The following is a 14,116-nucleotide window of genomic DNA, read 5'->3' on the forward strand; positions in this document are numbered from 1 at the left end:
CGGATCCGCCGCTCGTGCCCCAACTGCTATACCGTGACCTGGTGAATCCTCACCAGTCCGCGCCTCGAGGGGAGAGCCGATGAACGCCCGTCGGCCCCTGCTGGGATGGCTGCTGATCGCGCCCAGCCTGATCGGCGTGACCGCCTTCCTGATCCTGCCGGTGCTGCTCGCCTTCGTGGTCTCCCTGTTCCGCTGGGACCTGCTGGGCACGCGCGACTTCATCGGCCTGGACAACTACGCCTCCCTGCTGGCGGACGGGGCGCTGCTGAACTCCCTGATCGTCACCGCCCTGTTCACGCTGATCTCGGTGCCGGTCTCCCTCGTTCTCGGCCTCGCACTCGCCTCGCAGCTGGTGCGGGCGCTGCCGGGCTCGGCGATCGTGCGGGTGATCGTGGTGATCCCGTGGGTGTGCGCGCCGCTCGCCCTCGGCGTGGTGTGGAAGTGGATCTTCCAGCCGTCTGTCGGGGCGCTGAACCAGATCCTCGGGGTGCGCATCGAATGGCTGACCGACCCGAGCCTGGCGCTGCCCGCGGTGGCGTTCGTGGCGATCTGGCAGAACGTCGGCTACATCTCGCTGTTCTTCCAGGCGGGTCTGTCCCGGATCCCCGGCTCGATCTACGAGGCGGCGCGGATCGACGGCGCGGGTCCCTGGCGGACCATGCGGTACATGACGATCCCGCTGCTGCGGCCGACGACGTTCTTCCTCGCCGTCACGCAGGTGGTGGCGAGCTTCCAGGTGTTCGACATGGTCTTCGCGCTCACCGGCGGCGGGCCCCAGCACCGCACCGAGGTCATCGCCTCGCTGGTCTACCACGAGGCGTTCACCTCCTCGAGCCTGGGCCGCGCGAGCGCCGTCGCGGTGATCCTGTTCGTGCTGCTCGTGGTCATCACGCTGATCCAGCAGCGCTACTTCGCCCGCCGCATCACCTACGACATGAGCTGAGAGGAGGACGACGATGACCACTCCCGACACCCCTACCGAATCCGCCACCCCCGCACGGCCCCATCGGCCCCGTCGGCCCCGCAGCACCGGCTCGATGCAGGCACGCACGCTCGCGGGCTACGCCGGCACCTACGTGGTGCTCGCCGTGGCCGCCGTGCTCACCCTGGGCCCGTTCCTGTTCTCCGTGATGACGGCGTTCACCTCGAGCACGCAGTTCGCCCAGGAAGGGCCGCTCGCGATCCCCGCGCCGCCGGTGATCGACAACATCATCGAGCTGTTCACCTCGGCGGACGGCTTCGTGACCCCGGTGGCGGTGACCGTGCAGATGGTCGCCGTGATCCTGGTGGGGCAGATGGTGTTCTCGGTGCTCGCCGCCTATGCCTTCGCCCAGCTCCGCTTCCCCGGCCGTGACCTGCTGTTCTGGGTGTACGTCGCGACGCTGATGGTGCCGCAGGTGGTCGTGGTGGTGCCGCTGTACCTGATGATGAGCGAGATGGGCCTGCGCAACACCTTCTGGGCGCTGATCCTCCCCTTCGTGCTCGGTTCGCCGTACGCGATCTTCCTGCTGCGGGAGAACTTCCGCGGGGTGCCCAGCGAGCTCATGGACGCGATGCGGATCGACGGGGCCGGCACCCTGCGTCTGCTGTGGCATCTGGTGGTGCCGCTGAATCGGCCGATCATCGTGACCCTCGTGCTGATCACCGTGGTCACCCACTGGAACAACTTCATGTGGCCGATGGTGATCACGTCCGGCCCCGAGTGGCGCGTGATCACCGTGGCGACCTCCGCGCTGCAGTCGCAGTACAACAACAACTGGACCCTGGTGATGGCCGGCACCACCCTCGCGATGCTGCCGCTGGTCCTGCTGATGATCGTGTTCCAGAAGCAGATCACCAGCTCCGTGGGCGACACGACGATGCGCTGAGCCACCGCCGAGCTGCCGTCGAGCGACCTCCGCTGAGCAGTCGCTGCCGGCCTGCCGCGGCGGGCCTGCTCGGGCTGCACGCCGCGCCGCGTCTCGATTCGACGACATCCCCTCCGGTCCCCGCACCGGAGCGGCACAATGGAGCCATCACCTGCGCCGCGTCCGCGGCCCTCGGAAGGACACCCCATGCTGAAGCGCCGTACCCTGCTCTCCTCCTTCGCCGCGGCCGGCCTGCTCGGCACCGCAGCCGCCTGCTCCCCCTCGAGCGATGGCGGGGGCGACGGCGGCTCCGGCGGCTCGGACGGCGGGGGCAGCAAGGGCACACTGACGTTCCGCCTCTGGGACGAGAACGCCGTGCCCGCCTACGAGGAGTCCTTCAAGGCCTTCACCGCGGACAGCGGCTGGGGCGTGAAGATCGACCTCGTGCCCTGGGCCGACTACTGGACCCGCCTTCCGCTCGACGTGGCCAGCGGCGATGCGGCCGACGTGTACTGGATGAACTCCGCGAACTACGTCCTGTATAAGGACTCCGAGGACCTCCTGGACATCAACAAGGTCGTGCCCGACGGAGCCGCGCAGTGGGAGAAGAGCGTCGTGGACCTCTACACGCGCGACGGCGGCCTCTGGGGCGTGCCGCAGATCTGGGACTCCATCGCCGTGTTCTACAACAAGGCCCTGGTCGAGAAGGCCGGCGTGGACCCGTCGGCCCTGGCCTTCGACCCGACCGCCGACACGGACGAGCTGCGCGACGCCGGGAAGGCTCTCACGCTCGACAAGGCCGGCAAGCACCCGGGCGAGGACGGCTTCGACGCGGACTCCCGCGAGCAGTTCGGCTTCAACTCGCAGGCCGATCGGCAGGCGATCATCGGCCCGATGCTGGCCTCCAACGGTGCGCAGTGGCAGGACGAGAACGAGTACACCTTCGCCTCCCCCGAGGGCATCGAGGCGTTCCAGTACATGGCCGACCTGGTCAACGTCGCGCAGATCGCCCCGAGCGCGGCGGACACCAACGAGAACGGCGACTTCACCAAGGACCTGTTCATCCAGGGCAAGCTCGGCCTGTTCCAGTCCGGACCGTACAACCTCTCGGCGATCGCCGAGGGCGTGGCCGACTCCTTCGAGTGGGCGCTCGCCGCGCCGGTCGCAGGCCCCGAGGGCGCGAAGTCGCTCGTGCACGGCGTGGTCGCGGTGGGCAACGCGAAGGCCGACGACGACCAGCAGGAGGGCATCACCGCCCTGCTCACCTGGCTGGGCAGCCTCGATGGTCAGCTGCCGCTGGCCGAGAAGGGCGTCTCCTTCCCCGCCCACGTCGACGCGCAGGACGCCTTCCTCGCCTTCTGGAAGGACAAGGGCATCGACGTGAGCGTGTTCGTCGACGCCGCGAAGAATGCCGCCGAGGCGGACATCGGAGCCCGCGCGAACGCCGGCCTCACCGTCGCGATCCCGATCTTCCAGGAGGTCTTCATCGGCCGCCTCACCGCCGAAGAAGGCATCCCGCAGGCGCAGGACGAGGGCAACAAGGCGATGTCCGAGTGAGCAGTCCCGACTGAGCGGTCCCGACTGACACCACGCCTCGGGGTGGGGCTCGCCGGCAGCGGCAGGCCCCACCCCGGTGCTCTGCCGGATGGCTGGTCGCTCGGCCCAGCGCCTCGTCGCCGTCGCCACCTCTTCACGATGTCCCCACGATTCGTATCCGGAACGTGCCCCTGGAATCGTTCTCCGTGCAGGTCACCCCATGGCACGCTGTGCTCATGACGCAGAAAGCGTCCCCGGCCGGGGGAACAGCCGGGTTCCATAGGGGGAAGCACAGATGGACAGATACGACTACGACTCGACGCAGCAGTCGCCGTCCGGCTCGGGGGAGCCGAACGACAGGCCGGGTCCCGACAGCGCCTTCACGGCCCCGGGTCCGGGCGGCCCGAGCCAGCCGAGTGCCCAGCGCCATCCGGGCGGCCAGGTCCCCCCGTCGCAGCAGGGCGCAGGCATCGTCTGCGAGCGCGTCAGCCGCTCCTTCGGATCGGTGCACGCCGTGCGGGATCTGTCCTTCGTGGCGCCCCGCGGCAAGGTGACCGCGCTCGTGGGCCCCAACGGCTCGGGCAAGTCCACGCTGATGCTGATGCTCGCCTCGCTGCTCGCTCCGGATCAGGGACGGGTGCTGCTGCACGGCATCGACCCCTCCCATGACTCGCCGGCGGTGCGCGCGATGGTGGGCTGGATGCCCGATCAGTTCGGGGCCTGGGACTCGCTGCGCGTGGCCGAGGTGCTCGAGGTGATGGGGCGGGCGTACTTCCTGCCCACCGCCCAGGTGCGCACCCGGGTCCAGGAGCTGCTGCAGCTCATGGACCTGGTGCCGCTGGCCCAGCAGCCCGCCCACGTGCTCTCCCGCGGCCAGAAGCAGCGCCTGGGCCTGGCCCGGGCCCTCGTGCACGGCCCCCAGATCCTGATCCTCGACGAACCGGCCTCCGGTCTCGACCCGGCCTCCCGTCGGCGTCTGCTGAAGGTGGTGCGGCAGGTCGCCGAGAACGGCTCCACCGTGCTCGTCTCCAGTCACATCCTCACCGAGCTCGAGGAGATGGCCGATCACGTCGTGTTCCTCGACGGCGGTCATGTCGTCGACTCCAGCAGCGTGCGCGACCTCGCCGCGCGGCCACGGCCCTGGCGGGTCGAGTCGCTCGATGCGAGCTCCCTGTCCAAGGCCCTCGGCGAACTCGGAGTCCACCATCACGGGGTCGTGGATCCCGCGCACACCACCAGCGGCCATGCCGAGACGGTGGTCGATCTGCCCGACGAGGCCACTGCCGCCCGGCTCCTGGCGGACCTCACCGCGAAGGGCGCCGCCGTGGTCTCCTTCGGCCCGGCGACCGGCCGCCTCGAGGCCGCCTACCTGGCGACCGACGCCGCGAACCGTGAAGGAGCGCTCTGATGAGGAACGGAACCCTCTCCCTGCGCCCCCGCGGACTGTGGCTGGTCACGTCCCTCGAGCTGCGGCAGCGGATCCGCTCGGTGCGCTGGTACGTCGCGCTCGGCGTGTGGACCCTCGTGCTGCTCGCGCTGGGTCTGCTCGCCCTGGTTCCCGCGATATACACCTCGCAGTGGGTCACGGTCGCGCCCGTCGCGCGGGTGATGTTCAGCCTGCAGATGATCCTCGTGCTGATCGCGATGCTGCTGGTCACGCCCGCACTGTCGGCCGGATCGATCAACGGCGACCGCACCGCCGGCACCCTCGCCACCTTGCAGGCGAGCCTGCTCAGCCCGGTCGAGATCGTGCTGGGCAAGCTGCTGGCGGGGATCCTCACCGGCCTGGCGTTCATGGTCCTGGCGATGCCGTCGGCCCTGCCGCTCGCCCTGCTCGGGCACGTCAGCGTGTTCTACCTGCTGCGGGTCGTGGTGATGATCTGCTTCCTGACGTTCTGTGTGACCGCGCTCGGCCTGGGCCTGTCCGCGATCACCCAGCGCCAGCTCGGGTCGGTCGTGCTCGCCTATGTGCTGGTGTTCGGCGTGACCATCGTGGGCCCCATCCTGTGGGGCATCTCCGCCACGTTCCTCACCACGGAGCGCGAGGTCACGACCTATTACACCCAGTACGACTACGAGAGCTCGAGCGAGTCCGGCGTCTGCATCGCCACTACCGAGAAGCAGCCTGTCTGGCGGATGGACCTCGCTCAGCCCGTGATGTGGCCGAACCCGCTGATCATGCTGGCCGAGACGGCCCCCACGATCGACGTCGACGAGGACTGGGACCAGTTCGACGACGGCCGCACGCCCGACGCGCTGAGCATCATCAAGTTCGGGATGCGGGAGGTCTCGAGCCCGCCGCACCCCTCGGACTACAACCACTGCGACCCGGCCGACGAGAACTATCCGGACGATCTCGGGACGCCGCTGAGCATCCCGATGTGGCCGATGGGCATGGCGACGTGGGGCGTCGTCGCGCTCCTCTCGCTGGCTGTGGCCGTGCTGCGCCTGGCGGTGCCGATCAAACGCCTGGGCGCCGGGACACGGATCGCCTGACCTGCAGGCGCTGCAGGCACTGCGGGCACAGCGGTATAGCGGGCACAGCGGGAGCGGAGGATTCAGCGCCCGCAGAGGGCGCCGTCGGCTCAGCGCTCGCGCAGGTCGGTCATCGACTCCGGGATCCCATGGCGACCGCCCTGCCCGTCGGCCCTCTGCTGCCCGTCGGCCCCGTGCCGTCCGTCGGCCCCGTGGTGCCCGTCGCCGGTTCCGTCGCCGCGGGTGAAGGGCGAGCCGTCGCCGCCGAAGTCCGGCAGCGTCCCGACGGCGAGCTCCGCCTGCCGCACGGCGGTGTCCTTCGCCCCCGGGGCGCTGTCGTCGACCCAGAGCCGCTCCCCGGAGGCGTCGAGATCGAAGATCGCCAGGGCGTGATCGCCGCCCCGGGCCTGCAGGCGCCGGCGCTGCTCGGCCCGCACCGCCGGATCCTCGGCGCGCTGGGCGCGGGTGCCGATGTCGGGGGCGACCAGCGAGTACGGGGTCTCGCGCCGCATGTAGTCCCCGGCCGGTCCGTAGAGCACATCGCGCAGGCCCCGGCGCATCGCGGCCGACGCCCCGGCGCCCAGCAGCGGGATCAGCGTCAGACCGCCCACCACGATCCACACCCAGGCGAGTGCCGTGGCGGCGTCGAGCAGCGCGAGGACCACGGCGAACAGGACCAGTCCCAGCAGCGCCAGCGCGGCGCTGAACCAGCCGGTCAGCGCCACCACGAGCGACTCCCAGGGGTTCACCCGCTTCCGGTGCTCCCACGACGGGTAGGTGCGCTGGTCGATCACGGCGCTCCGCTGCCCCGAGGCGGCGAGCACGGCGAGACCGGGCGCGAACGCCATGGCGAGGGCCACGAGGGCGAGCACCGGAACGCCCACGGCGACCATCTGCCAGTGCAGCGCGGAGCGCACCTGGACCAGGTCGCTCTGCAGGAGCCCGTTGAAGGTGACGACCACGTCGGCGATCCCGAAGATGATCGCGCCGAGGCCCACGGCGGCGGGGACCACCCAGGTCAGGCAGGCGCGGGCGATGAGGGCCAGCGCGGTCAGCGCCCCGCGCGGAGTCAGGGCGCGCCCGGCGGCGGCGGTGCCGGGGTTCGGGGGCAGGTGCCGACGGTCCTGTCCGAGCACCTGCGCGGCGGCGGCTCGCCGGGTCACGGGGTCACGGTCCAGGCGCCCGGTGGTCTCCAGGGCTGCGGCCGGTTCGATGCCCAGCACCGTCGGGGCGCTCACCGTGCGGCGCACCAGGATCCAGGCCAGCAGGAGTGCGCCGACGGCCAGGGCCCAGGCCATCAGCTGACCCGCGCCCAGTCCGCTCCAGGGCTGCGGGAGCCCGACGGCGACGCTGAGCGGCAGCGCCGCCACGGCGAGGACGCTCGGGCCCAGGAGGAAGGCGGTGATCCGCGTGGCGACGTCGGCTTGGAATCCGCGTTCGCTGAGGTGACGCCGGGGATCCATGCCCGCGATCACGCTCGGCGCCAGTGCGGTGACGGCCAGGCTCACCACGGTGGCGAACAGCGGGAGCAGGAGGAACGCCGTCCCGAGGCCACCGCTGGTGAAGCCGAGCTGGGAGGTGGTCGCCCGCAGCATCGCCGGTTCCCCGAGGGCGACCAGGAGGGTGAGGAGCCAGAACGTCGGCGATGCGCCGACGACGTACAGGGCCAGCAGCACGTACCAGAGGCCGAGCAGGAGCAGGCCCGGGGCCCAGGAGATCCGCAGCAGACGGCGGCGCAGCGCGGCCTTCGAATCGGCGATGATCTCCGCCGGCGGCACCAGATGGGTCGCGTCGCGGGGCAGCTCGCGGGGAGCCGGCAGGTCGGTCAGCGGCGGCATGGCCTGCGAGTACGGGGAGGTCATCGGGGCTCCAGCTCGGCTCTCACACGCTGCGGCGGCCCAGGAAGGCCCGGCCGAGGGTCATCTCGTCGGCGTAGTCGAGGTCGCCGCCGACGGGCAGGCCGGAGGCGAGACGGCTGACGGTGAGCTCGAGCGGCCCGAGCAGCCGAGAGAGGTAGGCGGCCGTGGCCTCGCCCTCGATATTGGGGTCCAGGGCGAGGATGACCTCCTGGGTCTCCCCCGATCCCAGGCGGCTCATCAGCTGGGTGATGCGCAGGTCGTTCGGGCCGACGCCACCGATCGGGTCGATCGCTCCGCCGAGCACGTGATAGCGGCCCTTGAACTCGCGGATCTTCTCGATCGCGACGATGTCCTTGGACTCCTCGACCACGCAGATGATCTCGCTGGTGCGGCGGGGGTCGGCGCAGATCCTGCAGGTCTCGTCGGCCGAGACGTTCCCGCAGATCTCGCAGAAGCGCACGGTGTCCTTGACGGTCACCAGCACCTCAGCGAGCCGGCGCACAGAAGCGTCGTCGGCGTCCAGCAGATGGAATGCGATCCGCTGAGCCGACTTGGGGCCGATGCCCGGCAGCTTGCCGAGCTCGTCGATGAGGTCCTGGACGATGCCTTCATACACGCCCTCAACTGTAGTTGCCCCGCCCGACCCAGGACGCCCGCGCCGACGTGCCTCCGCGCACGTCGACTCCGGAACCGTGCACGTCGGCGCTGGAACTGCGCCTGTCGGCTCCGGAACTGCGCCCGTCGGCGTCCGCACTGCGCGCAATATGTCCATCGCCGTGACATATTCGGTTACCCTGGGCCGACCAGCCGATCTCGACGAGGAGCCCCATGGTCCAGCTGCCCCCCTCTCTGCTCGACGCCGTGCACGAACGGGTCCTCAGCGGCCTGGGCGAATCCGCCCAGCGCGAGGAGATCGCCCGCCGGGTGGTGAGCTACCTGCGCAATACCGCCGAGACCACGGTGAACGTCGAGGACGACGGCACCACCTTCGTGATCACGGGTGACATCCCGGCGATGTGGCTGCGGGACTCCGCCGCCCAGCTCACCCCGCTGCTGCGCCTGGTCATCGCCGGGGTCGGTGCCGAGGAGGACCGGGCCACGCTGGTCGCCCTGCTGAGCGGCCTGCTGCGCCGCCACTGGCAGTACATCGTCATCGATCCGTACGCCAACGCCTTCAACCGCACCGCGGACGCCTTCCAGTGGGACAGCGACGACACGAACCTCGACAACCCCTGGGCGTGGGAGCGCAAGTTCGAGCTGGACTCCCTCTCCTACGGCCCGGACCTCGCCTGGCGGGTCTGGAAGGCCACCGGGGACACCTCCTGGGCGACCGAGCAGTTCCTCGACGCCGCCCGCACGATCCTCGCCACCGTGCGCACCGAGCAGCATCACGAGGAGCGCTCCGAGTACTTCTTCCGACGTGCGAACTGCACACCCCAGGACACCCTGGCACGTGAGGGTCGCGGCTCGCTCACCGCACCGAACGGCCTGGTCTGGGCAGGATTCCGACCCAGCGACGATGCCTGCGAGCTGGGCTACAACATCCCGGGCAACCACTTCCTGGCGCTCTCCCTGGAACGGCTGGGCGATCTGCTCGAGGAGGTCGCCGGCCAGGCGGAGGACGCCGCCGAGGCGCGCCGGCTCTCGACCGAGATCCGCGACGCGCTCCAGCAGCACGGTCTGATCGAGGGGGCCGACGGGACGCCGATCTGGGCGTACGAGGTCGACGGCCTGGGCCATCACGTGTTCCTCGACGACGCGAACGTGCCCAGCCTGCTGGGCCTGCCCTACCTGGACTGCGTCGCGGCCGACGATCCGACCTACCTCGCGACCCGCGCCGCGGTGCTCTCGCGGCAGAACCCGTACTACTACTCGGGCCTGTACCTCGAGGGAGTGGGGTCGCCGCACACGCCCAAGGACCATGTGTGGCCGATCGGGAAGAACGTCGAGGGGCTCACCTCGGTCGACGACACCGAGCGGCTGCGGATCCTCGAACAGCTCATCCGCACCGACGGCGGCACGGGGATGATGCACGAGGGCGTGCACGTCGACGATCCGTCGACCTTCACGCGCGAATGGTTCTCCTGGTCCAACTCGATGTTCTGCGAGCTGGCGCTGGACATGGCCGGGGTGCACCGGGAGGTCGGCGCCGCCTCCCTGTGACAGTTCGGCCCGGGCGGCGGGCCCGCGACGACGGCACTGGTCAGACCCGGGCCGGAGGGGTACCGTCGAGCCCGGGCCGTCGCAGCATGCACGGCCCTTTCGCGACTCTGAACAGGACTTTGCACGATGTCGTCGTTGCCGCATCCCTATGACGCCGCCGAGCCGGCCACCACCTGCCGGGTGACCGATGCGCCGGAGGTGCCCACCGCAGTGGTGTCCCAGCGTGACTTCCCGATGTACCAGATCTCGTCCCTGATGGACGGCACCTTCTCCCACCTCGGAGCGGCGCTCGAGGAGGCCGGGATCCACCCGATCGGGCCTGCCTTCGCGCTGCATCACCGGGCGCCGGTCTCGACCGCGGATGTCGAGGTCGGGTTCCCGGTCGACACTCCCCTGTCCGCGCCGATCACCCTGCCCAGCGCCTACGAGGTCATCGCCTCGACGCTGCCCGCGGGGCGCGTGGCATGGGTCAGCCACGTGGGCGGATACGGTGCGCTCGCAGAGAGCTGGGGCGCGTTCACCGAGGAGATCGGCGAGTCCGAGGAGCAGATGACGTACCCGTTCTGGGAGTTCTACGTGACTCCGCCGACGCCCGATACGAACCCCGCAACCCTGCGCACGGACCTGTTCAGCCTGCTCGAGCCGCGCGCGGTCTGACCCCTCGCGGACCAGATCAGACTGGTCCTTCCCGGCCCAAGCCGGACTGGTCCCTCGCGGCCCAGGTCAGGCGATCGGTCAGTACCTGTTGGTCTCGTCGATGACCTCGAGCACCCTGCCGCCGAGGACGGTCTCGATGACCTCGCGGCCATTGCGCTTCGACACCACGGCATCGTCATCGTCGCGCGTCGCGCCGCCGGTCGGATCGGCGTCGACCTGGGGCTCCTCAGCGCCTCCGCGGCTCCCCCGGGTGCGCAGGCCTGCTGTGCGGGATGCCTGCGCGGCTTCGCGGACCAGTGCCGCGCCGCTGCGGGCCGGGGCGCCCGCCGGCGCTGCTCCGGTCGGGTCGGTGTCCGTCGGAACCACGGACGGGTCGCCCTGACCCGTGACGTTCTGGCCCGTGAAATCCTGGCCCGAGAAGTCCTGACCGGACGAGCCGGGCTGCTCTGGCTGTCCGGACCCCGGAGCCGCGACCGTCGCCGTGCCCCAGGAGGCGGCTGCGCGCGCAGTGGCAGATCCGGTGGCCGATCCCGATGACGGCTCGGCGGAGGCTGAGAGCTCGGAGCCTGCAGGCTGTTCAGAGCGGGCCGCTGGTGCCGGGCCGTCGTGCGCATCGTCCGGTGCGGAGTCGGCGACGCCCTCCCCTTGTGCTTGGCCGGGCGCGCCACCCCACCCCTGGTCGGGGTCGTTCGGGGGGTCGATCGGATCCATGCTGCTCACCGGTGCGTCCGGCGTCGCGTCCGATGTCGCGTCCGATGTCGCGTCCGATGTCGCGTCCGGCGCAGCGTCCGTGCGCGGAGCACGTGAGCGGACGACGCGGCCTTCGGCGATCGCCTGTTTCAGGGCGTTCTGTCCGAAGGTCCGGGGCTGGTCAGCGGGTACGGAGTCGCGGCCGGCGTCGTCGACGACCGGGATGTCGCCGGCATCGGCGGTACCTGCGGACGCGGTCGAGGGTGTCGGAGATGCCGACGTACCGGTGGCAGCATCCGGCGCTGCTGCCGACGTTCCCGCGGCAGGCTGAAGGGCGTCCGACCAGCGCGGCGCACGCTCCGGCGACGGCGCCGGATCCTGCTGGCCTCCCCCGTGGCGAGCGGCGGGCGCCCCCTGCGCGGAATAGTCGACGGGCGGGTAGGAGTCCTCGGGGTCCGGCGGATACGGGTCATCGGGCTCCGGGGCGAAGTCCTCGACACGGTCAGCGCCGCCGGGGACCGTGGCGCGTCCGCGAGAGGCGCGAGCGGCCGCCTGCATCGCGCGATCAGCGGCGCGCTGACCGAGCGAGGCGGGCGGCTCCTCCGCGGAGGTCTGCCCTCCGGGTGCCGCCGACGGGGCCAGCGCCCCGACCGGATCTGCGGGCGCAGCAGAGGCCGACGGGGCCGACGCGGCCGAGGCCGCCGAGGCGGAGGCCGGTGCCGTGGGGGCTGCTGCCGATGGCGTCATCTGGGTTACGGCGTCACCCCAGGGAACCGGCGTGCCGCTGGGCGCAGCATTACCCTCTCCGGCGCTGCCGCGGCCCGGGTCGCCCTGGAAGCCGCCTGCACCGCGGGAAGGACCGTCTCCCGCGCCGCCGGAGCCTGCCGAACCCGGACCCGGAGCGCCCGATCCCGCTGAGCCTGGTCCCGATGAGCCTGGCCCTGACGATCCCGGTCCTGAACCGCCGGGGCCCGGATCCTCTCCGACGACCGCGTCGACCGAGATCTCGACATGCATGATCCGACGCACGGCATCCGCCAGGTTCTCCGCCGCAGTGCCCCGACGGAAGGCGGCGACGAGGCCCTCGGTGCGGAACCCGATGAGGAGCGTCGACCCCTGGGAGCCGTGCACATGCCCGTTCTGGCCGACGAGCGCCCAGCTGGGACGACGGATCTGCGCGAGCTCGTCGAGGATCGCGGACCAGTGCTCCCGCACGGAATCCGCGTTCAGTCCCTGGCTCCCGCCGGTATCCGAGGCTGCCGGGGCAGGAGCGCCCTGGGGAGCAGGCTCCTGCGGGGCGGAGTGCTGCGGAGACGGCTGCTGCGGGGCCGACTGCTGCTCGGCACCACCCTGCGCACCGTGCTGCGACCCGTTCTGCGGGGCGGCGGCTCCTTGCTGAGGGGCCCCCTGCTCCGCTGGGCGGCCTCCCGGGCGCGACACCGGGGTGTCCCAGCCTGGTGAGGCTGTCGCGGCGTCCGCTCGACCCTCCGGTGCCTGGGGCTGGCCCTGGCGCTCCGCCGCTGGCGCCGCTGGGCGCCCACCGCGCGACTGACGGGCGGATTCGACCTTCTCCTGCGCGATGCGCCGCGCTTCCTCGCGCCCCGAGGAACCCCCGACAGCGGCTGCTCCGGCGGCGCCGGGAGACGGCGCCCCACGGCCCGGCAGCGGTGTGCCCTGTCGGCCCCCTGCAGATTGCTGACCTCCGGCAGGCAGATTCCGCCCCGCCGGAGCGGCACCGTCTCCCCCGGCTGCCAGCGCGGCACGCTCGTCGCGCAGCACGAGGCGCGCGGCGAGCAGTTCGAGGTGCAGACGCGGCGACGTCGCACCGCTCATCGTGGAGAGCGTCTCGTGGACCAGGTCGCCGCACTGCGAGAGATCCGCAGGCTCGAAGAGACCGGCCTGGCCCACCATGCGTTCGAGCTCATCGGCAGGGACCTGCGGCAGCAGATCCCTGCCACGGTCCGGCACGGCCGCCAGGATGATCAGGTCACGCATGCGTTCCAGCAGGTCCTCGACGAACCGGCGCGGCTCGTGACCGGTCGCCAGCACGTGCTCGACCGCGGCATACAGCGCGCCGGCATCCCGCTCGGCGATCGCGGTGACCGCGCTGTCCAGCAGCGCGGTATCCGTGAAGCCGAGCAGGGCGATCGCGGTCGGGAAGTCCAGACCGTCCTCCCCGGCGCCGGCCATGAGCTGATCCAGCACCGACATGGAGTCACGGGCGGACCCGCCGCCCGCGCGCACCACCAGCGGCATCACGCCCTCGCCGACGTTCACGCCCTCGGCGACACAGACCTCCTCGAGGTACGGGCCCAGCACCTGCGGCGGGATCAGCCGGAAGGGGTAGTGGTGGGTGCGCGAGCGGATGGTGCCGATGACCTTGTCCGGCTCGGTGGTCGCGAAGACGAACTTCACGTGGTCCGGCGGCTCCTCCACCAGCTTCAGCAGGGCGTTGAAGCCGGCCGAGGTCACCATGTGGGCCTCGTCGATGATGAACACCTTGTAGCGGTCGCGCACGGGCGCGAAGGAGGCGCGCTCGCGCAGCTCGCGGGCATCGTCCACACCGCCATGACTGGCGGCGTCGATCTCGACCACGTCGAGACTGCCGGAGCCGCCGTTAGCGAGGTCACGGCAGGAATCGCACTCCCCGCACGGAATGTCCGTCGGCCCCTGCGCACAGTTCAGGCAGCGCGCCAGGATGCGCGCGGAGGTCGTCTTGCCGCAGCCTCGCGGCCCGGAGAACAGATAGGCGTGACCGATCCGGCCCGCGCGCAGCGCACGCTGCAGAGGCGTGGTGACGTGGTCCTGGCCGATCACCTCGGCAAAGGACTCGGGACGATAACGACGGTACAGAGCTGTGGCCACCGGTACAGGCTAGTTGAGGTGCCC

At 71.1% G+C, this 14,116-nt stretch carries 10 protein-coding genes; 7 read left to right on the forward strand and 3 right to left on the reverse strand.

From position 1 onward, the window contains the following. Positions 1 to 79 precede the first annotated feature (79 nt). From ACT3T5_RS06955 to ACT3T5_RS06975, 5 genes are all read left to right on the forward strand, one after another. The gene (locus ACT3T5_RS06955; RefSeq protein WP_444593979.1) at positions 80 to 943 is read left to right on the forward strand and encodes a carbohydrate ABC transporter permease; all 864 of its coding nucleotides are present in this window, start codon (positions 80 to 82) and stop codon (positions 941 to 943) included. A gap of 13 nt (positions 944 to 956) precedes the next feature. Then, on the forward strand, positions 957 to 1,868 hold the full coding sequence (locus ACT3T5_RS06960) for a carbohydrate ABC transporter permease (RefSeq protein ID WP_444593980.1): 912 nt from the start codon (positions 957 to 959) through the stop codon (positions 1,866 to 1,868). 186 nt (positions 1,869 to 2,054) lie between these two features. Further along, positions 2,055 to 3,404, forward strand: coding sequence for an extracellular solute-binding protein (locus tag ACT3T5_RS06965; protein WP_444593981.1), 1,350 nt, complete (start codon positions 2,055 to 2,057; stop codon positions 3,402 to 3,404). A 274-nt stretch (positions 3,405 to 3,678) separates the two neighbouring features. Beyond that, positions 3,679 to 4,791: an ABC transporter ATP-binding protein gene (locus tag ACT3T5_RS06970; RefSeq protein WP_444593982.1), complete on the forward strand. Its 1,113-nt coding sequence runs from the start codon at positions 3,679 to 3,681 to the stop codon at positions 4,789 to 4,791. After that, positions 4,791 to 5,879 (forward strand): ABC transporter permease, encoded by a 1,089-nt coding sequence (locus ACT3T5_RS06975; RefSeq protein WP_444593983.1) that lies wholly within the window; start codon positions 4,791 to 4,793, stop codon positions 5,877 to 5,879. The genes ACT3T5_RS06970 and ACT3T5_RS06975 overlap by 1 nt, the downstream gene beginning before the upstream one ends. Before the next feature lie 89 nt (positions 5,880 to 5,968). Here ACT3T5_RS06975 and ACT3T5_RS06980 read toward each other — a convergent pair whose 3' ends face one another. Both ACT3T5_RS06980 and recR read right to left on the reverse strand, forming a co-directional pair. Then, the gene (locus tag ACT3T5_RS06980; protein ID WP_444593984.1) at positions 5,969 to 7,720 is read right to left on the reverse strand and encodes a hypothetical protein; all 1,752 of its coding nucleotides are present in this window, start codon (positions 7,718 to 7,720) and stop codon (positions 5,969 to 5,971) included. Positions 7,721 to 7,739: 19 nt separating this feature from the next. After that, positions 7,740 to 8,333 (reverse strand): recombination mediator RecR, encoded by a 594-nt coding sequence (gene recR / locus ACT3T5_RS06985; RefSeq protein WP_444593985.1) that lies wholly within the window; start codon positions 8,331 to 8,333, stop codon positions 7,740 to 7,742. Between the two features lie 212 nt (positions 8,334 to 8,545). Between recR and ACT3T5_RS06990 the strand changes: the two genes are divergently transcribed. Next, positions 8,546 to 9,880 (forward strand): glycoside hydrolase family 125 protein, encoded by a 1,335-nt coding sequence (locus tag ACT3T5_RS06990; RefSeq protein WP_444593986.1) that lies wholly within the window; start codon positions 8,546 to 8,548, stop codon positions 9,878 to 9,880. 126 nt (positions 9,881 to 10,006) lie between these two features. Further along, positions 10,007 to 10,537 carry a GyrI-like domain-containing protein gene (locus ACT3T5_RS06995; protein ID WP_444593987.1) on the forward strand — a complete coding sequence of 177 codons (531 nt, stop codon included), beginning with the start codon at positions 10,007 to 10,009 and terminating at the stop codon, positions 10,535 to 10,537. Positions 10,538 to 10,615: 78 nt separating this feature from the next. On the opposite strand, the gene ACT3T5_RS07000 is transcribed toward ACT3T5_RS06995, so the two are convergent. Beyond that, entirely contained in the window at positions 10,616 to 14,092 is a 3,477-nt protein-coding gene (locus tag ACT3T5_RS07000; protein ID WP_444593988.1) for a DNA polymerase III subunit gamma and tau, read from the reverse strand. Positions 14,093 to 14,116: the final 24 nt, after the last annotated feature.

The organism is Brachybacterium sp. AOP3-A1-3 (assembly GCF_052378285.1).
In the GTDB taxonomy this organism is placed as follows: domain Bacteria; phylum Actinomycetota; class Actinomycetes; order Actinomycetales; family Dermabacteraceae; genus Brachybacterium.

Coding starts and splice junctions, on each gene's coding strand:
- ACT3T5_RS06970 (WP_444593982.1), top strand. CDS start 3,679: ATGGACAGATACGACTACGACTCGACGCAGCAGTCGCCGTCCGGCTCG.
- ACT3T5_RS06975 (WP_444593983.1), top strand. CDS start 4,791: ATGAGGAACGGAACCCTCTCCCTGCGCCCCCGCGGACTGTGGCTGGTC.
- ACT3T5_RS06960 (WP_444593980.1), top strand. CDS start 957: ATGACCACTCCCGACACCCCTACCGAATCCGCCACCCCCGCACGGCCC.
- ACT3T5_RS06990 (WP_444593986.1), top strand. CDS start 8,546: ATGGTCCAGCTGCCCCCCTCTCTGCTCGACGCCGTGCACGAACGGGTC.
- ACT3T5_RS06955 (WP_444593979.1), top strand. CDS start 80: ATGAACGCCCGTCGGCCCCTGCTGGGATGGCTGCTGATCGCGCCCAGC.
- ACT3T5_RS06980 (WP_444593984.1), bottom strand. CDS start 7,720: ATGACCTCCCCGTACTCGCAGGCCATGCCGCCGCTGACCGACCTGCCG.
- ACT3T5_RS06965 (WP_444593981.1), top strand. CDS start 2,055: ATGCTGAAGCGCCGTACCCTGCTCTCCTCCTTCGCCGCGGCCGGCCTG.
- ACT3T5_RS06995 (WP_444593987.1), top strand. CDS start 10,007: ATGTCGTCGTTGCCGCATCCCTATGACGCCGCCGAGCCGGCCACCACC.